We start from the raw sequence: 23,129 nt of genomic DNA on the forward strand, positions 1-23,129 counted from the left end.
GTCATCCGCTCCAATTGACAAGCATTGGTCAAGACAACGGCTTGCCCTGCAACTGCAACGCCGTCCGTTCCATATCCGCCGCCAAAACGATCAGCCGCGCCACTTGTCGGGCTTCGTCTGACTGAGCGACCTCGAATGCCGCATATTCCAAAAGGTGTGCCGTGACGGCCAACACGGCACTGGTTCTGCCCTCCTGCGGCAGGTCATCCAGCTCACGCAACAAGCTTTGAACGTAGGTGCCCAGCGGCTGACTTTGACTCTCGGTTTCCAGCATGTCCCGGGCCCTTTGAACACATGTTTGATGACTGTATTTTATGAGCGATACCAACAGCCTGTCATGTCACGCAGTTACGTGACAGCCATCAAGGCAAAATAAGCCCTGCCCCGATCCCCTTGACCGCCGCGGTTGTTCGATCAGTCACCCCTAGCTTGGAAAAGATGCGGCGCACCAGAGTATCCACTGTATGAGGCGACAAAAGCAGAATGTCCGCAATACTGCTGTTAGACTTGCCACGTGCAATCCACCGCAGGATTTGGCGCTCGCGCGGGGACAGGTCAACGCCGGAAAAAGACGTCGGGTTCAACTCGCAATACCGGATATGCCCCGCTTGTGCGACAACCTGAAAATCCAAGACAAGCGCATCGCTTGGAAAATCACCAGCCGCATTCATGCCTAAACCAACATAGCCATTGCGCACCCCCGGGCCAAAAACCTGGAATGCAAGACCATCGCCCACTCCAGCATCGCGCATGTCGTTCAGGTATCGCTTCTGATCCACGGTCAGGCGCACAAGATTGCGAATGTTCGACCATCGGAACGGTGCTGTCACGCTTTGCGCAAATTCAGTGATCGGGTCGATAGTATAGAGCTTCTGCTCGACATAATGACACACCCACTCCTCGGAAAAACCATCTGCATTCACGTTCACCGCATCCTGCGCGCGCACGTCTCCGGAAAAATGGTGATAACTGACCTTGGTGATGCCCCGGTCGTGGAAATAGAGCAACAACAGCGCCCACAAGGCACCCGTATCCGTTTCAGCGCGAATGGCCTCCAATGCAGTATGTGTCATTGCAATCCCTTAACTTGAAAACAGGCGAGCACGCCCAGGGCCAAGATCGCCGCCATCCCAGCTCAAATCAGAGATTTGATAACGCCACTGCACGCTTTCAATGCGAACAAGCCACTCAATGCCAAACGAATGTGAGTGAGGCGCAGACAGGCAACAGGAGTGCAGCACAACGAACCCAACACGATGGCTCTGCCCCAAAATTTTCTTGGCGCAACAGATCAGTATTCCTATGCTTGGTCCATTTTTAAAAAGGGAACTGATTATGCTTCAATATTTTCGTGAAACCGCCACCGGGCACTCCATGACCAATGCCTATCTTCTGTCCGTTCTCAGTTTTTATGCATATCATCAACCATCCGTCGTCAACGGCAAATGGTCGGATGTTATACGGGCGCAAGTGCGGGCACTAAGTGATCCGGACGACAAGGCCGAACTGGAAACGGTAGAGTCCAGCGGGTCAATTACCTCAATCTTCGACGTCGAAGTGGCAATTGTCGCCACCAGTCGGGTGATCTTTGTTGTCTTTCGCGGCAGCGAAAGCAACCCGCAGGACTGGATCAGCAATATCAACCATCGCATGGTGGATGTTCCCACGCATTTAGGCGGGGTGACCAACGTGCGTGTCCATCGCGGTTTCTGGACGTCCCTCAATTCGCGCTATCCTGAGATCTTCGCCAAGGTGAAGTCACGCCGCAACAACAACCAAAAGGTGTTTCTGACTGGGCACAGTCTTGGTGGTGCGCTCGCAACCCTTTGCGCGTACCGATTTGCCCGAGCCGAACCATTACCGGTTGACGGCGTATACACGTTCGGCGCCCCTCGCGTCGGAAATCACAAGTTCCGCGATGCCTACGAACACCATGTCAAAGGCCCTACATTCCGCTGGGTGAACAACAAGGAATTCGCGGCCTATCTGCCCATATCCGACAACTTCGGTGTGGACGAAGTATACTACCATGTCGGTCAGCTGAATTTCATTGAACCGGATCAGTCCGTGACACTGGATCGCGATGAACAGATCCTTGACGCCATCCCAAGCCTCTCAGTTATCAAGGACCACGAATTGCAAAGGACCTGCCAGATTCTGCGCAAACATCTGAGTAAAAAGACGCGTGAAAGTCCCACGGACCCTACGCATCTTGTTTACAAGGATCCCGCGCGGGCCCTGTCGATCGTGTAGGCAGCGCCTCGGGTTTCAGTGCATTTTCGAGGCGAAGAACGTATTCAAAATCGCTGACAGCCATTGTTCGGGCGACGGTCTCGGTGGGCCATCGGCACGGCTGTCACCACAGCCAAGTTTACTCGTTGTCGAAACACTGTAGAGGGACGGAGGATATGGTGGGTCGTGAGAGGCTCGAACTCCCGACATCTTCGGTGTAAACGAAGCGCTCTACCAACTGAGCTAACGACCCGTTAGACGCCTCTTAGCGCAAGGTTGTCAGGACCTTCAACCCCCTTCTGCAAGACAGTTCTGTGACCCGTTCGACATGTGGTAGATCACACCCTGCCCACCCGGCAGATCGGCAAAGGCCGCAGGCTCAAGGCCCAGATAGTGACACCGCAGGATGCGCGACGTAATCCCGTGCGTCACAATGACAGTGGGTGCGTTCAATTCTGACAGAAACGCACCGGTGCGGGCATAGATTCCTTCCAAACCCTCGCCGCCCGGGGCGTGGTCATACCACTCCATCCCATCACCTTGGTCGAACAGGTGCGGCACCTCAGCAGCGATCTCGGTCCGCATTTTTCCGGTCCAATCCCCCAACGTGATCTCGACCAGACGCGAATCCTCCTGGGCACCCTCGATCTTGCGGCCCAAGGCAATACGCGCCGTTTCACGACATCGCCCCAGCGGGCTGACGCGGTACCCCCATCCGGTCAGGTCACGCTTGGCCAACAACCGTCCCTGCGCTTTGGCCTGCGTACGGCCAAGATCGGTCAGAGGGCTGTCTGCCGCGCCCTGCATACGCCCAATACGGTTCCACTCGGTTTCGCCGTGGCGCAGGATCAGAAGATCGGGATACCTCATCCCACCCGGCTACCCCTGCAAACGGGTCTTCACAAGGGGCAACACCCCCTCGACAACCGCGCGGATCGCGGGCGCATGCCTGCTGCGCGGGTGCAGAATGCACCACAAGGGACGCACACGCCGTCTGGCATCGGTCACATGCAGACCTTCCGTCTTGCACAATGGCAACCACGCCTTGCCCAAACCCTGGCGCACAGCTGCATGTGCCGCATCCACATCCGAAATACGCAGACAGACAGCCCCGGGTTCAGCCTCTGACCATTGGGCTTGGGGCAAATGCGCCATCTCTTCCACATAACCCACCCAATCGCCGCAACCCGCGACCACAAACGGCACGTCACAGATCTTGCGCGCGACAGCATCCCCCTCGTCACGCGGCTCGGCCATCCGCAATGCAATATCTGCTTCACCGTGCATCAGGCGAAGATTTGAGTGATCCGACAACAGGGACAGCCGGATATTGGGGGCCTTTTCGGACCAGTGCCGCACAACTGGCAACACAGCGCTTTCAACGATCCACGGCACTGCAGTGATACAAACCGAACCAGTCAGCCAACCCTGCCCAGACAGCGCATTGGCCGCCGCCGCCGCTTCGGCCTGCATCCGGTCGATATGAGACAACAACAGGGTCCCCTCTGCCGTTGAACCTGCGTCCGCACCGCGCCACAGAATTTGACCCGTTACCTGTTCCAGCCTGCGCACACGGCGCGCAACCGTGGTTTCATGCCGTCCCATTTCGTCGGCTGCCTTCGCAAAGCTGCCAGCGCGCGCAACAGCCTGAAGTGTTCGAAGATCGTCCCAGTCCCAATCCTGCATTTTTGCAACCCATTACCTTGAAGATATCCATTCACACAGGATTTTCGCAGGTCGATACAGGTACTGACAACAGTGGAGCCGGTAAATGCCCTACCTGATCCTTTTCGAAGATGCGCCAGACCACGATCACGTGCGGGCGCAGTACATGCCGGATCACTTGGCATTCCTGACAGCGCACGCAGATGCAATTCAATCTGCAGGCCCGTTATTTGATGGTGATATCGCAGCTGGCGGCGCATGGATTGTGAATGTCGGATCCATGGACAAAGCACGTGCACTGGTCGAAGCGGACCCATTCTGGCCGACCGGCTTGCGCAAATCTGTTCGCATCCTGCGGTGGAACCACGTGTTCGCCAACGGTGTGGCCATGCCGCCGAAGGCGGCAACATAGGCGGCCCATCCACCGCACTGCCTGCTCACTCACAAGATGATGTAAGGCACATGGAAGCCAATAAAGGAGGGGTGGTGGGTGATAACAGATTCGAACTGCTGACATCTTCGATGTGAACGAAGCGCTCTACCACTGAGCTAATCACCCAAAGTCCGCGCGTCTTAGCCAACTGCACCAGACCATGCAAGGCCCCGGAGGGTAGAATTCTACTCGGCTGCGGCCTTGTCTGACGTATCGGTTGTCTTCGTGACTGTCGTGGTCTCGTCCGTTTGCGTGGCAGCCGGGGTGTCGTTCTGACGAATGCGCGCAACAAACATGCGGCCTGACGCCAACTTTTTCTCGCGATTGATCTTGACCTTGCCCATCGGATGCAGATTGAGCGCGCGCCCGTCTTGCAGAGCCTCGCCGAGAACTGCCAAAGTGGCTTCAACCGCCGGTTTGACATCTTTCTTTTTCATGCCGCTGCGCGCAACAACCGCATCAATCAACTCTTTCTTACGCATCATCGGTCCTGCCACCACCGGAGTCGGTGCATCCACAACAACGGGTGCCGCTGTGGCCGCCTTTGTTGTGGCTGTGGACGGCTTGACCGAGGTCTCGGGTTTTGTGGCCACTGCCTTGGACTTGGTCGTTATCGTCTTCGGCTTTGTTGCAGAGCTGCGCGTCGACGTAGTCTTGGTTGTGGTTTTTGTTGTGCGGGTTGCCATTTTGGCCTCTTCCGTTCTGGACTGCTTGATCCCTGCATAGCGCGGAACGGTGACTCAATCCATAAGTTAGCAACAAAACAATAAAAGGAACTTCGATTGTCGCGGTTTTGGCAACAGAATTGACCAAGCACAACGGTTAGATAGGCACAAAAAAGGCGCACAAACAAAAGCTTGCGCGCCGATCTTCATTCGAGACTGATCAGTGGGCAGTTGCGCCCGCACCAGTATCGCGGGCAGCGGCGGCCGCGGCCGCGGCTGCTTCTTCGGCTGCCTCGTCCCATTCAATGGCGTCCGGTTTCGACACCAAGGCACGTTTCAACACCTCGGTCACGTGGGTGACGGGAATGATCTCAAGCCCCTCTTTCACGTTGTCCGGAATGTCGGCCAGATCCTTCTCGTTCTCCTCAGGTATGAGAACGGTCTTGATCCCGCCCCGCAAGGCCGCCAGCAGCTTTTCTTTCAAGCCGCCGATAGGCATCGCATTGCCGCGCAGACTGACTTCGCCGGTCATTGCAATGTCCCTGCGCACAGGAATACCGGTCAGAACGGACACGATCGAGGTCACCATCGCCAGACCCGCAGACGGGCCATCCTTGGGGGTCGCACCATCCGGCACGTGTACGTGGATGTCGGTCTTGTCGAACAGCGGCGGCTTCACCCCTATATCGGGGCTGATGGACCGCACATATGAACTTGCCGCGTCGATCGACTCCTTCATCACGTCACCGAGTTTACCGGTGGTCTTCATCCGACCTTTGCCCGGCAGCTTGAGCGCCTCAATGTGCAGCAGGTCGCCCCCCACCGACGTCCAGGCAAGCCCGGTGACAACACCGATCTGATCATCCTGTTCCGCCAGACCGTAACGATGCTTGCGCACGCCGAGGAAATCGTCGAGATTTTCAGAGGTTACAACAACCTCTTCAACCTCTTTCTTGACGATCTTGGTCAGCGATTTCCGCGCCACCTTGGCGATCTCGCGCTCCAGGTTCCGCACGCCCGCCTCGCGGGTGTAGTAACGGATGATGTCGCTCAGCGCCTCATCGGTCAGTTCAAACTCCTTGGTCTTCAGACCATGGTTCTTGATCTGCTTGGCGATCAGGTGTTGCTTGGCAATCTCGCGCTTTTCGTCCTCGGTGTAGCCGGCCAGCGGAATGATCTCCATCCGGTCCAGCAGCGGCCCAGGCATGTTGTAGCTGTTCGACGTGGTCAGGAACATCACGTTCGACAGGTCATATTCGACCTCAAGATAGTGGTCGACAAATGTGCTGTTCTGTTCCGGATCCAGTACCTCCAACATGGCCGACGCCGGGTCCCCACGGAAGTCCTGACCCATCTTGTCGATTTCATCGAGCAGGATGAGCGGGTTCGTCGTCTTGGCCTTTTTCAGCGCCTGAATGATCTTGCCAGGCATCGAGCCGATGTAAGTCCGGCGGTGACCGCGAATTTCGCTCTCATCCCGCACGCCACCCAGCGAAATGCGGATGAATTCGCGCCCTGTCGCCTTGGCAACCGACTTACCAAGCGAGGTTTTACCCACGCCTGGTGGACCAACCAGACACATGATCGGGCCCTTCATCTTTTTCGAACGCTGCTGCACCGCCAGATACTCGACGATCCGTTCCTTGACCTTCTCCAGGCCATAGTGATCGGCGTCCAGAATGGCTTCGGCCTTGCCCAGATCCTTCTTCACGCGGGATTTCACGCCCCACGGGATCGACAGCATCCAGTCCAGATAGTTGCGCACAACCGTCGCCTCGGCGGACATGGGCGACATGTTCTTGAGCTTCTTCAGCTCAGCCTCGGCCTTGTCCTTGGCCTCTTTCGACAATTTGGTCTCAGCGATTTTCTCTTCAAGTTCAGCAACTTCGTTCTTGCCGTCCTCGCCATCGCCCAGCTCTTGCTGGATCGCCTTCATCTGTTCGTTCAGATAATACTCGCGCTGCGTCCGCTCCATCTGGGACTTCACGCGGGTCTTGATCTTTTTCTCGACCTGCAGAACAGACATCTCGCCCTGCATCAGGCCATAGACCTTCTCAAGCCGCTCGCTCACCGCCAGCGTCTCAAGCAAGTCCTGCTTCTGGTCCACCTCAATGCCCAGATGCCCAGCCACCAGATCGGCCAGTTTCGCAGGCTCGGTCGTCTCCCCAACGGCGGCCAGTGCCTCTTCGGGAATGTTCTTTTTCACCTTGGCATAGCGCTCAAATTCATCGGCAACAGACCGCAGCAGCGCCTCGGTGGTGGCGATATCGCCCGGCATCTCGGTCAGATACTCGGCACGCGCTTCAAAGAAGTTGTCGTTGTCCAGGTATTCGGTGATGCGCACCCGCGCCTGCCCCTCAACCAACACCTTCACAGTGCCATCGGGCAGTTTCAGCAGTTGCAGCACATTCGCCAGCACCCCGGCTTTGTAGATGCCAGACGCTTCCGGGTCGTCCACGGACGGGTCAATCTGGCTCGACAGCAGAATCTGCTTGTCGTCAGCCATGACCTCTTCCAGCGCGCGGACCGACTTGTCGCGGCCGACAAACAGCGGCACGATCATGTGGGGGAAAACCACGATATCGCGCAGCGGCAGCACCGGGTAAGAGGCGTTCAAAGGCTCTTGCATGCTCTTTTCCTTATCATTGGCAAGACAGCGTGGCCCCGCTCTGCGGCAACCTTGTGCTGTCTCCGTGCTTCGGACTGTCTGATCTGTGATCCCAGCCCCTCGGTTTCAAGGTGTATCCTGACGTGGCAACGACAAGGGTGCAATGGCCCCCGGCAAACTGTCCCCAGTTTTTTGACACAATTTGTCGTGGAAAAGCAGCTCCCACCCCCAAGATACGGCATTCGCCCAGCGCTCTGCGGCACTCCGCACAAACACATTTGCTTGATCCTTGAGCACTCCGGCCTGTCCACCTCCTATTGTGAAGACCTTTGCGCATACACCATCGCCCAAATCTTGGCCGTGCCTGAACATCGCCGGGGATGGTGGGCGGGGCGTCGTGGCGCGCCAAGCGACACGCGCGCCGTCTCTCATCAGTCACACCAGAGTCAGGACCGCCAAGACGGATACTGAGAACCAAACAAACGAAAACACAACAAATGGCATGGCGGTCCCTCCCCAGGGTGCGTGACTGCATTCAATATAGGCCACGCATGCAGCCCGCACGATGGGGGAATTCCTGACCATCGGTCCCCGCTGCGACACCGAGATGGGCATTTACCTGTCACTCAGCGCCTCCCCCACAGTCACGGCACAAGAAAACGACTCCCTTATTACGGGAATCTGCTGCTACACTTTCACCCTGCGCGGTGATTCCCGCGTTTTTTTGAAATTATTTTTAGGAGCAGATTATGGGATTTCCGGCAGACTACGCGAAAGCGATGGAAAAACAGTTTGGATTTCAGGTCATGTGGCCGCCCAACAGGTTGGTGCAGATCGGGGACTACGGCACCATCCACGGCGGCAAGGGCAAGGGCGGAGCATTCACCAAACTCGGTAACATTGCACGAGACTTCAACCTCGCGTTTGAAACCGAAACCAGCGCCCGGGTCGAAGTGGAGTCGCTGCAATCGGACGGTGTGTCGATCGTGAACGCCACCGCCGATGGCGGAGGCAAGGTCGACGGCGTGGATTTCGCCGTCCAACTGTCTGTCCACTTCGAAAAGAAGAACAGCATGGTCTACAACGGCTCCGGCATGGTCCTCAGGTCTATGAAGGACATCGGGTCCATCGGAACCCAATTGGCAAGGAAACTGGCCTCCGGTGACTGGAAGAAGAACTATCTCGTCGTCACCGATGTACACGAGACGGAAGGCATGACCGTCTTGCTGTGCCAGACAAAAAACACCCAGGTGACATTGGGTGGCTCGGCGTCGCTCACCACTGGCGACATCGGCAAGGCCTCCGCCAATGTCGAGGTGATCTCAAACCAGTCTTCGATTGCACACTACATCGCGTCGACGCCGACCACACCACTTCTCAAGGCGCGTGCAGTTAACAAGAAGGGTCTGAAACTGCAGAACGATATGCTGACAAACGGGGCGCTGGCAGGCACCAACGCCATTCCGCTTGAGGATGGCGACACGTTCGAAGAGGTCCTTTTCGACTATTGCGATCTGGACCACTTGCCAAACGCCGACGGCGATTGACACAAAAACAGGTCAGAGCGGCGGGATATCACCTTCCGCTCTGCCCGCATGAAACGCGGCCTGCCACGCCTCGAACGTCCCCGCAGCAATTGCGCCGCGCATCCCTGCCATCAACTCCTGATAATAATGCAGGTTGTGCCATGTCAGCAGCATGCCCGAGATCATCTCCTGCGCCCGAAACACATGATGCAGATACGCGCGGGAGTAGTTGGAACATGCGGGACAGGTACAATCCTCATCCAAAGGACGCGGATCATCGGCGTGACGCGCATTCTTGATGTTGACCACACCGCGGCGGGTGAAAACCTGCCCCGTCCGCCCCGACCGCGAGGGCAGTACGCAGTCCATCATGTCAATGCCACGCGCAACTGCGCCTACAATGTCATCCGGCTTGCCCACCCCCATCAGGTAACGGGGCTTGTCCTGCGGCAACTGCTCCGGCGCATAGTCCAGGCAACCAAACATCGCCTCCTGCCCCTCGCCAACGGCCAAACCACCCACGGCATAGCCTTCGAACCCGATCTCCCTGAGGGCGTCGGCACTCTCGGCGCGCAAATCTTCCTCAAGCCCGCCCTGCTGAATGCCAAACAGAGCGTGGCCCGGACGGTCGCCAAAGGCGTCGCGGGACCGCTTCGCCCAGCGCATCGACAGACGCATACTCTCTGCAATCCGGTCGCGATCGGCGGGCAAAGCCGGGCACTCATCGAAACACATCACGATGTCCGACCCCAGCAGCCGCTGGATGTCCATGGACCGCTCGGGCGTCAAGGCATGCTTGGACCCATCAATATGCGATTTGAAGGTCACCCCCTCCTCGGTCAGCTTGCGCAGGCCCGCCAGGCTCATCACCTGGAACCCACCACTGTCGGTGAGAATGGGGCGATCCCAGTTCATGAACTTGTGGAGCCCGCCCAGACGATCGATCCGCTCAGCCGTCGGGCGCAACATGAGGTGATAGGTGTTGCCCAGCAGGATATCGGCTCCGGTGGCGCGCACACTCTCGGGCAGCATCGCCTTGACGGTGGCGGCCGTCCCTACGGGCATGAAGGCTGGCGTTCGGATCTCGCCCCGCGGCGTGGTGATGGTGCCGGTGCGGGCGCGGCCATCGGTGGCATGCAAATCAAATGAAAAACGGGTCATGGCCCCTCATGCCGCGCAGATGCAGAAATGCCAAGACCCGCTGGGAAGACGCACAATCACCACGCAATCGCCCAACCTGCGTACGATTTATGAACAAGTTAGGACAAATTGCTGCGATAGGCCTCCGGTTCAAACTCCGTTCCCACTGAGGGAAATGACCTGTCAATCAAGACACAAGGCCTTGTCATGCCCACCCCAGAAGAAGACTTCACGACCACGACGATCGAAGACGTCGACAACACCCAGGGTTGGACCAGTATCACCACCAGCGTGGACAGCTCTGGCCTTTTCATGATCAGAACCACGCTCATGGACAGCGGCAGCGCGGTGTTCGAGGCGTTTCTTGGGCCGCAACGGCTGAGCCAAACGGTCACGGACACAGCAGCCAATGACGCCGATTGGGACAGTCGCTCGACCGAGTGGAACTGGTTGGGTCAAAAAACCGCCCGGACCATCAACTATGACAATGGTGACCAACGGATCGAACGGTTCGATGAAACCACCGGCGCACGCACAGAGCGCATCGAGATAGACGGGAACGACGACAAGCCGTGGGCCTCGCTTACAACAAGCTATGATGCCGCGACCGGCGCACGCATCGGCTCGGAAAAGGTGCTGGACAACGGCCGCATCGAAACGCTGACGTTCGACGCAGATACAGGCACCCGCACCAGCCGCACCATCACCGATGGCGGCGATGACAATCCCTGGCAGTCCAAGTCACTGACTTACGACGCGGACACAGGACGGCTGACGACGCGTGAAATCGTTTATGACGACGGTCGCAGCGACACCATCACTTACCAGAATGGCAGAAAGACCTCTCAGGTGCTGACCGACGGGGACAATGACACTTTTGACTGGGTGACCCGCGAAACCACCTACGATGCCAACGGGCGCATCGCCCTGACCGAAGAGGTCCGCGACGATGGCGACCTGATCGTCGAATCCTATGCGGGCGGGCGGTTGACGGAACAAACCACTTACGACAACTCGGGCGACGAAGCCTGGCATGTCGAAGAGATCGCGTTCAATGCCGCCGGCGACATCGTCGATACAACCTACTACGATGAGTCGGGCAATATCCTGATCTTCTGATCCCGCGCACTTGTCCGCCCCTAGGGACAACCACAAAGACCATGCGCCGCCCGATCACAGGGCGGCTTTTTTGTGGGCCAAGCCATCCGACTTGCATTTTGCGTGGGCTTCATGTCTGCCCAAGCAAAGCCTGTCCGTTGTGAGCAGACCTCGCCCACGCTACGGTGCTTAAAAATACTCAACAAAAAAATGGGGACAACATGGACACGTTGAACTTCGGCTGGGAAGAATGGATGTCACTGCCCGAACTGGGACTGCCCGCTCTCAAGGCAAAGATCGACACCGGCGCGCGCACATCCGCACTCCATGCCCACGACATCGAAGTGTTCGGCCCCGCCAAGCAACCCAAGGTCCGGTTCAACGTCCACCCCATCGCGGGCAAGGACCATGTGTCGATCACCTGCTCCGCGCCGATCCTCGACCGGCGCGAAGTCACGTCCTCCAATGGTGAGGCGGAACTGCGCTACGTGATTGAAACCCGGCTGGACGTGGGCGGACAGTCTTGGCCCATCGAGGTCACGTTGACAGACCGCTCCTCCATGACCTCACGCATGCTCCTGGGGCGTCAGGCCTTGCAGGATCACATTACGATCACGGCCTCGGAAAAGCGGCTGCAACCCGAACTCAGCTATGACGTCTACCACTCTTCCGCGATGCGGAAAGTAGCCCCGGCCCGATCCCTGCGCATCGCCGTGCTGAGCCGCGAAAACAACTACTCGACGCGCCGATTGGTGGAAGTGGGCGAAGCGCGCGGCCATACTGTCGAGGTGATTGACACCACCCGCTGCTACATGGCGATCAATGCCATGGCCCCAGAGGTGCATTATGACGGCAAGCGCCTGCCCCGCTACGACGCCGTGATCCCCCGCATCGGGGCGTCCATCACCGCCTATGGCACTGCCGTCATCCGACAATTCGAAACGACCGGCACCTATTGTGTGAACGGCAGCGCCGGGATCACGGCCAGCCGGGACAAGCTGCACGCCCACCAAATCCTCGCATCAAAGAAGATTGGCATGCCCACCACGGCCTTTGCCGCCTCGCCCAAGGACACGGCCAACATCATGGGGCTCGTGGGCACCGCACCTGTGATCGTGAAACTGCTGGAAAGCACCCAAGGCAAAGGCGTTGTGCTGGCCGAAACCAAGAAGGCGGCGGAATCGGTGATCGACGCGTTCCGGGGACTGCGCGCCAACTTTCTTGTGCAGGACTTCGTCAAGGAAGCAGCGGGCGAAGACATCCGCTGCCTCGTCGTGGACGGCAAGGTCGTGGCCTCGATGAAGCGCACCGGGGCCGAGGGTGACTTCCGCTCGAACCTGCACCGCGGCGGCAGCGCTACATCGGTGCGGATCAGCAAGGCAGAACGTGAAGCCGCCGTCCGGGCCGCCCGGGTATTCGGGCTGGGCAAGGCGGGCGTGGATCTCCTGCGGTCCGAAAGCGGCCCAAAGGTGCTGGAAGTAAATTCAAGCCCCGGCTTCGAAGGGATCGAAAACGCGACCGGCAAGGACATCGTGGGCAAGGTCTATGACATGATCGAAGCACGCGTGAAACCGCGCCCGGTGCGACGGCGCAGTTGATCCCCCCTTGCGCCAGGCCAGGATGCCGAAAAGCAGGGCTGATCACTAACGTTTCAACTGATACGTGATCCAATTGCTCCTGTTCGCGTGCCGATCATAGACCGCCCGCGCGCGGTAGTTGGTATCGGACGTCATCCAGCGCACCACGTCCCACCCCTGCTCTTTCGCATAGGCGCCGACGCCCTCGATCATCAGATCGACGACACCCTGCCCGCGTGCCGCAGGAGCCACGAACATATCGTCGATGTAGCCGCCGATAGCCGCGTCCATCGGGCGCTCGAAAGACCGGAAGTGAACAAAGCCGACCAACTGCCCATGCGCATCCGCAACAACAAAGCACCGCGTTTGCGCTGATGGGTCGTGTATCCAAGCCCAAACGCGATCACGCATCTCAGACGTTTGCCGCGCCCCGCCGAATGCGCAATAGGCTTCGAACAGCGTGTCCCATTGCGCACGATCACGCGCTTCTGCCCACCGCAGTGTCACTGCCACGCCAGCCTCCATTGCTTGGTGCATTTCGCAACTTCCGACATTTGGTCGCCGGCAACAAGTGAATGACGCAACGAGCGGATGGGCCACAGCACGAATACATCAAGTCACACGCCCTTTACCGGCCACGCCCCGTTCCCTATATAAACACTCAGGAACAAGTCCGGGGATCCCATGAACCAGCCCACCGAACAGATGGAAGGCACGCCGCTGATCGCGCCCTCGTCAACCGACCACCCTTTGCATGAGGCCGTGGTCGAAGCCTGCCGCACTGTCTACGACCCCGAAATTCCGGTAAACATCTTTGAGCTTGGCCTGATCTACACGATCGACATCAATGCCGAGAACGAAGTGAAGGTGATCATGACGCTCACGGCACCCGGTTGCCCCGTCGCAGGCGAGATGCCGGGCTGGGTTGCAGACGCCATTGAACCGCTTCCCGGTATCAAACAGGTCGATGTGGAACTGACATGGGAGCCGCCTTGGGGTATGGAAATGATGTCGGACGAAGCAAGGCTCGAACTCGGTTTCATGTAAGAAGCGTCACAAAACCATCACGAACGCATTGAGAAACCGTCATATCGGCGCTTCATCCTGCATGGATAAACACCGTCGAAGGATTCTCAAATGCGACTTGCTGCTGCCTGCATTCTGCTTACCACGACCCCTGCCACCATTATGGCCGAAACGGTCGCCATCGATTACGGACCCCGTCCTGCCTACCTGATCGATAAACTTCCCGAAGGCGATCTGAAGACAAAGCTGCAAAGTTGTCAGAGCCAGACACCCGCCAAGTCGGACTTTTCAATTGGCCACCGCGGCGCACCCATGATGTTTCCCGAACACACGGTGGAATCAAACGTCGCAGCTGCGCGGATGGGGGCCGGTATCCTCGAATGTGACGTGACCTTTACCAAGGATCACGAACTGGTCTGCCGCCACGCGCAAAACGACCTGCACACGACAACCAACATCCTTCTGACCGATCTGGCCAGCACATGCGCCACGCCCTTCTCGCCCGCCAGCGGCGATGAAGAGGCGACCGCCGAATGCCGCACATCCGAACTGACGCTGGCCGAGTTCCAAACGCTCACTCCCAAAATGGACAGCGCAAACAAGGCCGCGACGACAGCGGAAGAGTACCAAGGCGGCATCGCCGGCTGGCGCACCGACCTTTACACAGACGGCGCACAACTGATGACACATGCCGAGTCCATCGCGCTGTTCAAGTCCCTCGGTGCCAAGTTCACGCCCGAACTGAAATCACCCTCGGTCGACATGCCGCATAACGGCTTCTCCCAAGCCGACTATGCGCAAAAAATGGTCGACGAATACAAGGCTGCAGGCATCCCCGCCTCGGATGTCTGGGTGCAAAGCTTCGACCTCAACGACGTACTTTACTGGATTGAAAACGAACCGGAATTCGGCGGACAGGCTGTCTATCTCGATGACAGCTACAACGTTGATGGCTTCGACCACAACGATCCCGCCACCTACCCGGACAGCATGACCAGCCTCTATGAACGCGGCGTGCGTTACATCGCACCGCCCATGTGGATGTTGGTCACAATGGAAAACGGGCAAATCGTGCCCTCAGCCTACACCAAGGAGGCCAAGGCTGCCGGTCTGAATATCATCACATGGACGCTCGAACGCTCAGGTCCTCTGGGCAATGGCGGCGGCTGGTACTTCCAGTCGATCAGCGACGCGACCACGCATGACGGTGTGTATTATGAACTGCTGGATGTGCTGGCACAGGATGTGGGCGTTGCCGGCGTCTTCTCCGACTGGCCCGCCACGGTGACGTATTACGCCAACTGCATGGGCCTGTAACCCGTACCCGGCGCCATCCCCCCGCGCGCTTCTACAGGTCTGCAAAGGGCCGCCGATCCCCCGGCGGCCCTTTTTTTGCTGGTTTCACAAACGACGCAAAACCCACATCAGCACCCGGCGTCGGCGCTGACTGCGCTTGCGAATTCGCTCCTGCTCTTGCATTTTTGCAAACAGGTCCTGTTCTTTTGCGTAAAGGCTGTTCATTTCCATTGACTTATAAGGGTGCAGCATAATCACTCCTTTCGTTGATAATGACCATATGGCAGCAGCCATGCGGCATTGTCAGACCCCGGATTCGCACCTACATTTGCAATCATGCAAATCACTGACTGGACAGACTACGGACTATTCGCCGCCGTCGCCCGCCACGGCTCGCTCGCGCGCGCAGCCCGGGAAACCGGGCTGAGCCAGGCCACCCTGTCACGGCGCATGACGGCGCTGGAACAACGCACAGGCCGCAGGCTTTTTGCCCACGGCGCTGCGGGCTACACCCCCACGACAGAAGGGCGCGCCCTTCTCGAACGGGCAAAGAAGATGGAGGCCGCCGCCCGTTGCATCGCTCACTGGTCCGCGGAACAATCCGGCGCCCCGCGCGTGCGCGTCTCTGCTGGCACCTGGACCACGCTCTACCTCAGCCGGAACCTGTCCAGCTACTGGACCCGAAGCGATCGCTGGACGCCCGAATTTGTCTCCTGCAATCTCGACATGGATATCGAGCGGCGCGAGGTGGATATCGGCATCCGCAACCGCCGCCCCGATCACGATTGGCTGGCCGGACGGCGCACAGGCCACGTCGAACACGCCGTCTACGCCGTGTCCGAAAACGTTGAAGGATGGATCGGCCCGAGCGACGATACAGCCACCCTGCCCTCCGAGGCATGGACAGTCGCCAATCACGGCTCTGAACTGGTTGCCGTCTCGAACGATCCACAAGTCCGCATGGCACTGGCGCAAAGCGGCGTGGGCCGGGTTGTCCTGCCCACCTTCGCGGCCGACACAGCCCCCGGTCTGACCCGCGTCTCAAGCATCATCGAGGCCCTCACATCAGAGGAATGGCTGGTCTGCCACCAGGACACCCGCCACGACCCAGCCATCCGCGCAGCACTCGACGCAATCGCCGGTATGCTGGCTCGTCCACGCCCCTTGCGGGACGACGCCGAAAGCCCTACCTTAAACGTCGGATAAGCAAAGAGGCGCCCATGTTCTCGATCCCCGGCAAAAACGCCGTCAGCATTACCCCCCGCGCCGCCGCGCAAATCTCCAAACTGATGGAGAAAGAGGGCCATTCGGGCCTGCGCATCGGCGTGAAAAAGGGCGGCTGCGCAGGCATGGAATACACCATGGAATACGTGGACGAAGCCGACCCAAACGACGAAACCGTCGAACAGGACGGCGCACGCGTCATGATCGCGCCCATGGCGCAGATGTTCCTCTTCGGCACCGAAATCGACTACGAAACATCGCTTCTGGAATCCGGTTTCAAGTTCAACAACCCCAACGTGACCGACGCATGTGGCTGTGGCGAAAGCATTTCGTTCAAGGACGTGGACGCGCTCGCCGCCGAGCAAAACGCACAATAGAATGGCCGTCAGCGCCGAAGAGATCGACCACGCGCTCGACCTCTTCTCCGGCCTCGGCCCTCTCAGCACCCGCAAGATGTTCGGCGGCCTGTCGATCTACTGTGACGGCATCATTTTTGCCATCCTGATGTCAGACGGGCGGCTCCTGCTCAAAGGTCAGGGCAAGATGCAGGACAGGTTTGAGGCCATGGGCCTCGACCGTTGGGACTACAAGCGCAAGGACGGCAGCGACACGCATATGCCGTATTGGTTCCTCCCTGACAGCGCCCAGGATGACGCCGACGAAGCAACAGACCTCGCCCGCGAAGCCCTGACGTATCTATAAAGGCGTGCGGGTTCACCGGGTACCCTACACACGCGCCTCCCGCGCCAGCGTTTCTTGAAAGACCCGCATGAACGCCACGCGCTCCGCCGCCATCCCGCGCGCCGGCGCTGTATTGAGCGTATCGGCCACGCCAAACAGTTTCACCCGGAAGTGGTCGAGGGCAAAGGCGGCATCGTCCAACGCCCGCGTCTCTGCCAAAGGATCATTCCCTTCCACCAATCCGGCTCCCATCTGACCAGCCACATTAAAACAGCGGGAAATGCCAATCGCGCCCAAGGCCTCCAACCGGTCCGCATCCTGCAAAACCTGCGCCTCCAGCGTCTCGCAAGGATGACCGGCTGAATAGCTATGCCCCAGAATGGCATGGGCAACTGCATCCTGCCGCGGCAATCCACGCGCCGCCATCCAGGCAACGGCATGGTCGGCAGAAAGCGCCGCAGCTTGCGTCCGGCGCGGGTCATCTTTGGGGACATTGACGATGTCGTGCAGATAGGCGGCAATCAAAAGCACCTGGCGATCTACCGGCGTGTCCAAGGCCTCTGCAATCCGCCGGCAATTCGCCCAAACCCGCCGCACATGCCAGATGTCATGCGCCCCGTCCGTCTGCTCTTTCCACTGCGCCGCAACCTCAGCTTCAAGTTCAGCCTGTAAATTCATGATTTTCCCTGAAGATGCACATAGGTCTCTTCAAACCGCGCGCTCAAATGATCGCCCGCCAACATCACCTCATCCGACCCTTCCGGGGCCACATTGGTGTCATAGGTCGGATTGAAAAACAGCGGGATGGAAATGCGCTCCGCCAGCCCACCGACAACCCGGTGCGGTGTCGCCTTGACCTTGCCCCCGGTCCAGAATTCCAGCATCTCACCGAAGTTGATGATGAACTCACCCGGCGGCGCGCTGACAGGAATCCACCCGCCGCCCCGCTTGCGCACCTCCAACCCCGGCGATCCATCCGTCGCCAGCAGGGTCAGACAGCCATAATCGGTATGGGTTGCAATCCCGAAATCCTTGGCGCCGGCCCAGTCGGGCCGCGCCGGATAGAAATTTCCACGCAACAGGGCCATGGGTGTCTCGAACGCCCCTTCAAAATGGGTTGGATCTGCCCCGATGGACCGGGCAATGGCCGCCAGCAACCCCTTGGCCACTTTCAAAGCATCATCGTAATACTTTGAAATCACTTCTTTAAACACAGGATCATCCGGCCACAGGTTCGGCGCATAAAACCGCTTGTCCCCAAGGGGATGCCCCTCGGGCAACTGAAACCCCACATCAAAAAACTGCTTGTAGTCAGGGTTGGCATCAGGATCGACCTGCTCCGATCCGGGCGCTCCCCAGCCCCGGTTCGACCCGGTGCGGGCCATATCAACCGCCCGCTTCTGCGCCTCGGGCAAGTGAAAGAACGCACGATAGGTCTCGATTGCCTCCTCCACACGTGCCGCCGACAATTCGGTGTTGTGCACGGTGGCAAAGCCCACCCCGGTCGCTGCTTCGCCCAAAACCTTCAGGCTCTCTGCTTCGCCAGCAGCCAATGCCGCCGCATCCAAACGTGGGATCATCTCATGCCCTCCATGCTGCGCGCGCAGCCCTAGCGCAGCCACACCCGCGATGCTAGGACCAAGGCAACAAAACCGGAGAGAGACATATGCGGCGCACATTGGCAGCAGGCAACTGGAAGATGAACGGCACCCCCGAGATGTTGGCAGACCTGGCCACGCTCACAGGTGGTGCGTCGGACAACGCACCACAGATCATCATCTGCCCGCCCGCGCCCCTTCTCACCCGCGCCGCCGAGGCCACGGAAAACAGCCCCGTCGGAATCGGCGGCCAAGACTGCCACGCCAATGCCAAGGGCGCCCATACCGGCGATGTCGCCGCATCCATGCTCAAGGACGCAGGCGCCAGTGCCGTAATCGTCGGCCACTCCGAACGCCGCGCCGACCACCACGAGACCAACGCGCAAGTCCGGGCCAAGGCAGAAGCAGCCTACGCAGCGGGCCTCACGGCCATCATCTGCATCGGCGAAAGCGAGGAAGAACGACTGGGCCCTGACTGCCTCGACATCATCGCCGCGCAACTGGATGGCTCAACGCCGGACAGCGCCACGGCAGAGAACACAGTCATCGCCTACGAACCCATCTGGGCCATCGGCACTGGGCGTGTGCCCACAATGGAACAGATCGTGGAAACCCACGACATGATCCGCGAAAAACTGACCGCGCGCTTCGGCAGCCAAGGCGAAAACATGCGTGTTCTCTACGGCGGCTCGGTCAAACCCACAAACGCAGCCGAAATCTTCCAGGCCGAAAACGTCGACGGTGCCCTTGTCGGCGGTGCCTCCCTTACGGCGTCCGACTTCCAGCCGATCATCGACGCACTGGCGGCCTCATAGTCTTCTTCTGGCTACAAATACCTCGGGGGGTTTGGGGGGCAGAGCCCCCCATCAGCACAAATGAATCGCGTCGCCGCAAGGCGTCATTTGGATCAGCGCTCCGTCACTGCACGATAATCTCCGGCCCCATCATCAGGGTCGGCAACCAGATCGAAATGGCCGGAATATAGGTCACCATGATCAGGAAGACGAAGAGGACGGCCAGGAACGGCAGCGCCGCCCGGACGACCCGCATCATCGGCATCCCCGCCACGCCTGAAGTGACAAACAGGTTCAGCCCCACAGGCGGCGTGATCATCCCGATCTCCATGTTCACCACCATGATGATGCCCAGGTGAATGGGGTCGATGCCCAATTCAATGGCGATGGGGAACACCAGCGGGGCCACGATGACCAACAGGCCCGATGGCTCCATGAACTGTCCGCCAATCAGCAGGATCACGTTCACGATGATCAGGAACACCACGGGGCCAAACCCAGCATCCAGCATCGCCCCGGCAATCTGCTGCGGGATCTGCTCGTCCGTTAGAACATGCTTCAGGATCAAGGCATTTGCGATGATGAACATCAACGTAACGGTCAGCTTACCGGCTTCAAAAAAAGCGTGCTTCGTGTCGCGGTGCACCAGTGCCAACGGCATCCGGGCAAAGTCCGTCGCAATCGAGACGGGGTTCAAATCCAACCCACGCACGATCCGCTCGGCCACCGCGCCCACGGCCGCCAGCGCAAAGCCAATCAGGACAGAGGTGGTCAGGTCGAGGCCGCCCGACACCAGCCAGATGACGATCCCAAGCGCCAACCCGCCCATCAGCGTGATGCCAGTGAAATTGCCCGCCCTTGGCGCCACCTTCGAAAATGGCCCCATGTCGCGGTAGATGAAACTGGCAATCAGGAAGGAATAAACGGCTGCTACGGCGGCGGCTTCGGTGGGCGTGAAGATACCACCATAAATCCCGCCCAGAATGATGATGATCAGGAACAGACCACCCGACGCGGCCCCGGCGGAGGAGGCAACCTCGCCCCAGCCGAGCCAATCCCCTTTGGGCAGGTTCTTGATCTTGGCGATGGCATAGATCGTGACCATCAGCATGGTGCCCGCCATGAGGCCCGGAATGACGCCCGCAAGGAACATCCGCCCCACAGAAACATCCGTGGCCGAGGCATAGACCACCATCACGATGGACGGCGGGATGAGGATGCCCAGCGTGCCCGCATTGGCGATGACGCCCGCCGCAAAGTCCTTGGAATAGCCCACCTGCCGCATACCCGCGATCACGATGGAGCCGATGGCTACAACCGTGGCCGGCGATGACCCGGACAGGGCCGCGAACATCATGCAGGCGAACACGCCCGCGATGGCCAGACCACCGGGGAAATGGCCCACGACCGCGATGGAAAACCGGATGATCCGTTTCGCCACCCCACCCGTCGACATGAAGGTCGAGGCGAGGATGAAGAACGGGATCGCCAGCAACGTGTAGTGCCCCGCCATCGCCTGGAACAGCGTCTGCGCAATTGAGGCGAGCGACGTGTCGCTCAGCACCAGCAGGAACACGATCGACGACATGCCCAGAGCCACGGCAATCGGCACCCCGATCAGCATCATCCCCACGACGAGGGTAAAGAGAATTGCAACTTCCATGGTCTCAGTCGTCCCGGTTCAGGTGTTTGACGTCTTCGATGGCGTCTTCGGCCTCGTGGCTGACGATCAGGCTAGTGGTTTGTCCCCGCCAGACCCTCACAGTCGCCTGCACGAAACGGAACAGCAGCAGGCCCATGCCAAACGGCAGAATGGCGTAGGGAATGAAGCGCGGAATTTTCTCGTATGCTTCACCCTCATTCATCAGAGGTTCGATCCATTTCAGCCATGCGGGATGCGGAATATCGACCGTCTCGTACCACCCGCGATAGGACGAACGCTTCATCTCTTCGAACCCCGTGGGGAACCAGCGGCCCGTGGTCTGCGGCAGGTTGGCGAAGTTGGCCCAATAGTCCCACGCGCCCTTGAAGACGAGGAAGGCGTAGGCGATGCAGATGGCACCTGCGACCAATGCGATAACCCGGCGGACCGGAGCAGAGAACAGGTTGATGACCGCATCAACGCCAAGGTTAGCTGTGATCTTGACCGCATAGCTGACCCCGAAGAGGACCAGCCAGGCAAAGAGGAAGGTCACCATCTCGAGGCCCCAGATAAGGCCGGTGTTGTAGCCGTAGCGCAGCACCACGTTGATGAAGGTGATGAGTGTCATCAAGGCCAGCAGGATCGCGATGGCCGTTTCTTCGATTTCGTTGACCCAGCGGCCAAAGCCCGAGCTGGGATCATAAGCGCCTGCCATGGTCCTGCCCCCTTCCCCAAATTTTCAAGAAAAGATGGGCCCGGCGGATGTCCCCGCCGGGCCGCGTCGCGCGACCTTTAGTTGGTCGCGGCGTTGATGGCTTGCGCCGCGTCGATATTGTCCTGGCCTACGTCGTCCTTGAACTGGTCCCAAACGGGTTTCATCACGGACACCCAGGCTTCGCGCTGTGCGGCGTCCAGCTGGCGCACAGTACCACCGGCGTCGATGATGGCCTGCTTGGCCTCTTCATTGACTTCGAAGGCTTGCGTGTTGCGGGTGGTGGTGACGTCTTCCACGATGGCCGCCAATTGGGTCCGCGCGTCGTCAGGCATGCTGTCCCAGAAGTCCGTGGATGTCACGACGAGGTAGTCGATGATGCCGTGGTTCGTCTCGGTGATCCCATCCTGCACTTCAAAGAACTTCTTGCCGTAGATGTTGGACCAGGTGTTTTCCTGACCGTCCACAACGCCGGTCTGCAGCGCGCCATAGACTTCGGAAAAGGCCATGGGCTGGGGCGAGCCACCGATGGCCGCCATCTGCGCCTTGAGCACGTCGGAGTTCTGGACGCGGAACTTGAGGCCGTTGGCATCCGCAGGTGTCATCAGCGGCTTGTTGGCCGACATCTGCTTCATGCCGTTGTGCCAGAACGCCAGACCCAACAGGCCGCGGCGGGTCATCGATTCCTTCATCGCCTGACCGGTTTCGGACGCCTGGAAGGCGTCAACCGCGTCGATGTCCTTGAACATGAACGGCAAGTCGAAGATGCGGAACTGCTTGGTGAACTGCTCGAACTTCGACAGCGACGGAGCGGCCATCTGAACGTCGCCCTGCAGCAGCGCTTCGAGCACCTGGTCGTCGTTGTAGAGGGTCGAGTTCGGGAACACTTCCATGCAGGCGGTGCCGTTCATTTCCTCGTTCACGCGCTCTTGCAGCAGCGAGGCGGCGATGCCCTTGGGGTGCTTGTCGGTGTTGGTGACGTGGCTGAACTTGATGACGATTTCGCCATCGTCACAGGCAGCGGCCACGGCGCCTGCGCTGACGGTCAATGCCAGGGCGGCGGCGGTCAGGAATTTCATTGTCTGTCTCCTCCCAGAGATCGTGTTTTTGGGACGTGTCCCCGCGGGGACAGCGATTTGGATAAAAGCAGAGCGTACGGTGGGGTACATAGAAGGAAGTTTTTAACTTCTCTCGCCACCGCCTTATCCATTA

The 23,129-nt window shown here is 59.1% G+C and carries 25 protein-coding genes and 2 tRNA genes; 11 read left to right on the forward strand and 16 right to left on the reverse strand.

Going from position 1 to position 23,129, the window contains the following annotated elements; genetic code table 11:
- Positions 1-28: 28 nt before the first annotated feature.
- Entirely contained in the window at positions 29-274 is a 246-nt protein-coding gene (locus Q1A51_RS01285; RefSeq protein WP_299602860.1) for a hypothetical protein, read from the reverse strand.
- 88 nt (positions 275-362) lie between these two features.
- Positions 363-1,073, reverse strand: coding sequence for a LuxR family transcriptional regulator (locus Q1A51_RS01290; protein WP_299602864.1), 711 nt, complete (start codon positions 1,071-1,073; stop codon positions 363-365).
- A gap of 205 nt (positions 1,074-1,278) precedes the next feature.
- On the opposite strand from Q1A51_RS01290, the gene Q1A51_RS01295 reads away from it, so the two are divergent.
- Positions 1,279-2,253 carry a lipase family protein gene (locus Q1A51_RS01295; protein ID WP_299602867.1) on the forward strand — a complete coding sequence of 325 codons (975 nt, stop codon included), beginning with the start codon at positions 1,279-1,281 and terminating at the stop codon, positions 2,251-2,253.
- Positions 2,254-2,409: 156 nt separating this feature from the next.
- On the opposite strand, the gene Q1A51_RS01300 is transcribed toward Q1A51_RS01295, so the two are convergent.
- The 3 genes from Q1A51_RS01300 to Q1A51_RS01310 all read right to left on the reverse strand — a co-directional run bounded on the left by Q1A51_RS01300 (position 2,410) and on the right by Q1A51_RS01310 (position 3,918).
- Positions 2,410-2,485 (reverse strand) — tRNA-Val (locus Q1A51_RS01300).
- 35 nt (positions 2,486-2,520) lie between these two features.
- Positions 2,521-3,102, reverse strand: coding sequence for a histidine phosphatase family protein (locus Q1A51_RS01305; protein ID WP_299602870.1), 582 nt, complete (start codon positions 3,100-3,102; stop codon positions 2,521-2,523).
- 9 nt (positions 3,103-3,111) lie between these two features.
- Positions 3,112-3,918 (reverse strand): LysR family transcriptional regulator, encoded by an 807-nt coding sequence (locus Q1A51_RS01310; protein ID WP_299602872.1) that lies wholly within the window; start codon positions 3,916-3,918, stop codon positions 3,112-3,114.
- Positions 3,919-4,003: 85 nt separating this feature from the next.
- Between Q1A51_RS01310 and Q1A51_RS01315 the strand changes: the two genes are divergently transcribed.
- Positions 4,004-4,309, forward strand: coding sequence for a YciI family protein (locus tag Q1A51_RS01315; protein ID WP_299602874.1), 306 nt, complete (start codon positions 4,004-4,006; stop codon positions 4,307-4,309).
- Positions 4,310-4,381: 72 nt separating this feature from the next.
- Here the strand turns inward: Q1A51_RS01315 and Q1A51_RS01320 are convergent.
- The 3 genes from Q1A51_RS01320 to lon form a co-directional block, all read right to left on the reverse strand.
- Positions 4,382-4,456 (reverse strand) — tRNA-Val (locus tag Q1A51_RS01320).
- Positions 4,457-4,515: 59 nt separating this feature from the next.
- Entirely contained in the window at positions 4,516-5,016 is a 501-nt protein-coding gene (locus Q1A51_RS01325; RefSeq protein WP_299671108.1) for an HU family DNA-binding protein, read from the reverse strand.
- A gap of 199 nt (positions 5,017-5,215) precedes the next feature.
- Positions 5,216-7,624 (reverse strand): endopeptidase La, encoded by a 2,409-nt coding sequence (lon, locus tag Q1A51_RS01330; protein WP_299602880.1) that lies wholly within the window; start codon positions 7,622-7,624, stop codon positions 5,216-5,218.
- Between the two features lie 728 nt (positions 7,625-8,352).
- Between lon and Q1A51_RS01335 the strand changes: the two genes are divergently transcribed.
- Positions 8,353-9,150: a hypothetical protein gene (locus tag Q1A51_RS01335; RefSeq protein ID WP_299206405.1), complete on the forward strand. Its 798-nt coding sequence runs from the start codon at positions 8,353-8,355 to the stop codon at positions 9,148-9,150.
- A gap of 12 nt (positions 9,151-9,162) precedes the next feature.
- Here the strand turns inward: Q1A51_RS01335 and tgt are convergent, their stop codons facing one another.
- A complete protein-coding gene (gene tgt / locus Q1A51_RS01340) occupies positions 9,163-10,290 on the reverse strand; it encodes a tRNA guanosine(34) transglycosylase Tgt (RefSeq protein ID WP_299602884.1) in 1,128 nt (375 codons plus the stop codon).
- Positions 10,291-10,476: 186 nt separating this feature from the next.
- On the opposite strand from tgt, the gene Q1A51_RS01345 reads away from it, so the two are divergent.
- Complete coding sequence (locus Q1A51_RS01345) at positions 10,477-11,388, forward strand: hypothetical protein (protein WP_299602887.1); 912 nt, start codon at positions 10,477-10,479, stop codon at positions 11,386-11,388.
- A gap of 200 nt (positions 11,389-11,588) precedes the next feature.
- The gene (rimK, locus tag Q1A51_RS01350; RefSeq protein WP_299602892.1) at positions 11,589-12,965 is read left to right on the forward strand and encodes a 30S ribosomal protein S6--L-glutamate ligase; all 1,377 of its coding nucleotides are present in this window, start codon (positions 11,589-11,591) and stop codon (positions 12,963-12,965) included.
- 45 nt (positions 12,966-13,010) lie between these two features.
- Here the strand turns inward: rimK and Q1A51_RS01355 are convergent, their stop codons facing one another.
- On the reverse strand, positions 13,011-13,457 hold the full coding sequence (locus Q1A51_RS01355; protein ID WP_299602895.1) for a GNAT family N-acetyltransferase: 447 nt from the start codon (positions 13,455-13,457) through the stop codon (positions 13,011-13,013).
- A 171-nt stretch (positions 13,458-13,628) separates the two neighbouring features.
- Here Q1A51_RS01355 and Q1A51_RS01360 point away from each other — a divergent pair, with 171 nt between their 5' ends.
- Both Q1A51_RS01360 and Q1A51_RS01365 read left to right on the forward strand, forming a co-directional pair.
- Positions 13,629-13,991, forward strand: a complete 363-nt coding sequence (locus tag Q1A51_RS01360; protein WP_299206415.1) for an SUF system Fe-S cluster assembly protein — start codon at positions 13,629-13,631, stop codon at positions 13,989-13,991.
- Positions 13,992-14,132: 141 nt separating this feature from the next.
- On the forward strand, positions 14,133-15,287 hold the full coding sequence (locus Q1A51_RS01365; RefSeq protein ID WP_299604004.1) for a glycerophosphodiester phosphodiesterase family protein: 1,155 nt from the start codon (positions 14,133-14,135) through the stop codon (positions 15,285-15,287).
- 84 nt (positions 15,288-15,371) lie between these two features.
- On the opposite strand, the gene Q1A51_RS01370 is transcribed toward Q1A51_RS01365, so the two are convergent.
- Complete coding sequence (locus tag Q1A51_RS01370; RefSeq protein WP_299206417.1) at positions 15,372-15,518, reverse strand: hypothetical protein; 147 nt, start codon at positions 15,516-15,518, stop codon at positions 15,372-15,374.
- Between the two features lie 84 nt (positions 15,519-15,602).
- On the opposite strand from Q1A51_RS01370, the gene Q1A51_RS01375 reads away from it, so the two are divergent.
- The 3 genes from Q1A51_RS01375 to Q1A51_RS01385 are packed head-to-tail and all read left to right on the forward strand — an operon-like array spanning position 15,603 to position 17,192.
- Positions 15,603-16,472 carry a LysR family transcriptional regulator gene (locus Q1A51_RS01375; protein ID WP_299602902.1) on the forward strand — a complete coding sequence of 290 codons (870 nt, stop codon included), beginning with the start codon at positions 15,603-15,605 and terminating at the stop codon, positions 16,470-16,472.
- Positions 16,473-16,486: 14 nt separating this feature from the next.
- Entirely contained in the window at positions 16,487-16,867 is a 381-nt protein-coding gene (locus Q1A51_RS01380) for an iron-sulfur cluster assembly accessory protein (RefSeq protein ID WP_299206421.1), read from the forward strand.
- A 1-nt stretch (position 16,868) separates the two neighbouring features.
- A complete protein-coding gene (locus tag Q1A51_RS01385; protein ID WP_299206423.1) occupies positions 16,869-17,192 on the forward strand; it encodes a TfoX/Sxy family protein in 324 nt (107 codons plus the stop codon).
- 24 nt (positions 17,193-17,216) lie between these two features.
- Here the strand turns inward: Q1A51_RS01385 and Q1A51_RS01390 are convergent, their stop codons facing one another.
- On the reverse strand, positions 17,217-17,849 hold the full coding sequence (locus Q1A51_RS01390) for an HD domain-containing protein (RefSeq protein WP_299602907.1): 633 nt from the start codon (positions 17,847-17,849) through the stop codon (positions 17,217-17,219).
- Positions 17,846-18,751 (reverse strand): 2-oxoglutarate and iron-dependent oxygenase domain-containing protein, encoded by a 906-nt coding sequence (locus Q1A51_RS01395; RefSeq protein WP_299602911.1) that lies wholly within the window; start codon positions 18,749-18,751, stop codon positions 17,846-17,848. Before Q1A51_RS01395 ends, Q1A51_RS01390 begins: the two co-directional genes overlap by 4 nt.
- Positions 18,752-18,837: 86 nt before the next feature.
- Between Q1A51_RS01395 and tpiA the strand changes: the two genes are divergently transcribed.
- A complete protein-coding gene (tpiA, locus tag Q1A51_RS01400; protein ID WP_299602915.1) occupies positions 18,838-19,584 on the forward strand; it encodes a triose-phosphate isomerase in 747 nt (248 codons plus the stop codon).
- Positions 19,585-19,687: 103 nt separating this feature from the next.
- Here tpiA and Q1A51_RS01405 read toward each other — a convergent pair whose 3' ends face one another.
- From Q1A51_RS01405 to Q1A51_RS01415, 3 genes are all read right to left on the reverse strand, one after another.
- Positions 19,688-21,226 carry a TRAP transporter large permease gene (locus tag Q1A51_RS01405; RefSeq protein ID WP_299602918.1) on the reverse strand — a complete coding sequence of 513 codons (1,539 nt, stop codon included), beginning with the start codon at positions 21,224-21,226 and terminating at the stop codon, positions 19,688-19,690.
- Between the two features lie 4 nt (positions 21,227-21,230).
- Complete coding sequence (locus Q1A51_RS01410; protein ID WP_299602921.1) at positions 21,231-21,920, reverse strand: TRAP transporter small permease; 690 nt, start codon at positions 21,918-21,920, stop codon at positions 21,231-21,233.
- Between the two features lie 77 nt (positions 21,921-21,997).
- The gene (locus Q1A51_RS01415) at positions 21,998-22,996 is read right to left on the reverse strand and encodes a DctP family TRAP transporter solute-binding subunit (protein WP_299602923.1); all 999 of its coding nucleotides are present in this window, start codon (positions 22,994-22,996) and stop codon (positions 21,998-22,000) included.
- Positions 22,997-23,129: the final 133 nt, after the last annotated feature.

This window comes from uncultured Tateyamaria sp. (assembly GCF_947496075.1).
GTDB lineage: Bacteria > Pseudomonadota > Alphaproteobacteria > Rhodobacterales > Rhodobacteraceae > Tateyamaria.

Coding starts and splice junctions, on each gene's coding strand:
- Q1A51_RS01285 (WP_299602860.1), bottom strand. CDS start 274: ATGCTGGAAACCGAGAGTCAAAGTCAGCCGCTGGGCACCTACGTTCAA.
- Q1A51_RS01290 (WP_299602864.1), bottom strand. CDS start 1,073: ATGACACATACTGCATTGGAGGCCATTCGCGCTGAAACGGATACGGGT.
- Q1A51_RS01305 (WP_299602870.1), bottom strand. CDS start 3,102: ATGAGGTATCCCGATCTTCTGATCCTGCGCCACGGCGAAACCGAGTGG.
- Q1A51_RS01310 (WP_299602872.1), bottom strand. CDS start 3,918: ATGCAGGATTGGGACTGGGACGATCTTCGAACACTTCAGGCTGTTGCG.
- Q1A51_RS01315 (WP_299602874.1), top strand. CDS start 4,004: ATGCCCTACCTGATCCTTTTCGAAGATGCGCCAGACCACGATCACGTG.
- Q1A51_RS01325 (WP_299671108.1), bottom strand. CDS start 5,016: ATGGCAACCCGCACAACAAAAACCACAACCAAGACTACGTCGACGCGC.
- lon (WP_299602880.1), bottom strand. CDS start 7,624: ATGCAAGAGCCTTTGAACGCCTCTTACCCGGTGCTGCCGCTGCGCGAT.
- Q1A51_RS01335 (WP_299206405.1), top strand. CDS start 8,353: ATGGGATTTCCGGCAGACTACGCGAAAGCGATGGAAAAACAGTTTGGA.
- tgt (WP_299602884.1), bottom strand. CDS start 10,290: ATGACCCGTTTTTCATTTGATTTGCATGCCACCGATGGCCGCGCCCGC.
- Q1A51_RS01345 (WP_299602887.1), top strand. CDS start 10,477: ATGCCCACCCCAGAAGAAGACTTCACGACCACGACGATCGAAGACGTC.
- rimK (WP_299602892.1), top strand. CDS start 11,589: ATGGACACGTTGAACTTCGGCTGGGAAGAATGGATGTCACTGCCCGAA.
- Q1A51_RS01360 (WP_299206415.1), top strand. CDS start 13,629: ATGAACCAGCCCACCGAACAGATGGAAGGCACGCCGCTGATCGCGCCC.
- Q1A51_RS01365 (WP_299604004.1), top strand. CDS start 14,133: ATGGCCGAAACGGTCGCCATCGATTACGGACCCCGTCCTGCCTACCTG.
- Q1A51_RS01370 (WP_299206417.1), bottom strand. CDS start 15,518: ATGCTGCACCCTTATAAGTCAATGGAAATGAACAGCCTTTACGCAAAA.
- Q1A51_RS01375 (WP_299602902.1), top strand. CDS start 15,603: ATGCAAATCACTGACTGGACAGACTACGGACTATTCGCCGCCGTCGCC.
- Q1A51_RS01380 (WP_299206421.1), top strand. CDS start 16,487: ATGTTCTCGATCCCCGGCAAAAACGCCGTCAGCATTACCCCCCGCGCC.
- Q1A51_RS01385 (WP_299206423.1), top strand. CDS start 16,869: ATGGCCGTCAGCGCCGAAGAGATCGACCACGCGCTCGACCTCTTCTCC.
- Q1A51_RS01390 (WP_299602907.1), bottom strand. CDS start 17,849: ATGAATTTACAGGCTGAACTTGAAGCTGAGGTTGCGGCGCAGTGGAAA.
- Q1A51_RS01395 (WP_299602911.1), bottom strand. CDS start 18,751: ATGATCCCACGTTTGGATGCGGCGGCATTGGCTGCTGGCGAAGCAGAG.
- tpiA (WP_299602915.1), top strand. CDS start 18,838: ATGCGGCGCACATTGGCAGCAGGCAACTGGAAGATGAACGGCACCCCC.
- Q1A51_RS01405 (WP_299602918.1), bottom strand. CDS start 21,226: ATGGAAGTTGCAATTCTCTTTACCCTCGTCGTGGGGATGATGCTGATC.
- Q1A51_RS01410 (WP_299602921.1), bottom strand. CDS start 21,920: ATGGCAGGCGCTTATGATCCCAGCTCGGGCTTTGGCCGCTGGGTCAAC.
- Q1A51_RS01415 (WP_299602923.1), bottom strand. CDS start 22,996: ATGAAATTCCTGACCGCCGCCGCCCTGGCATTGACCGTCAGCGCAGGC.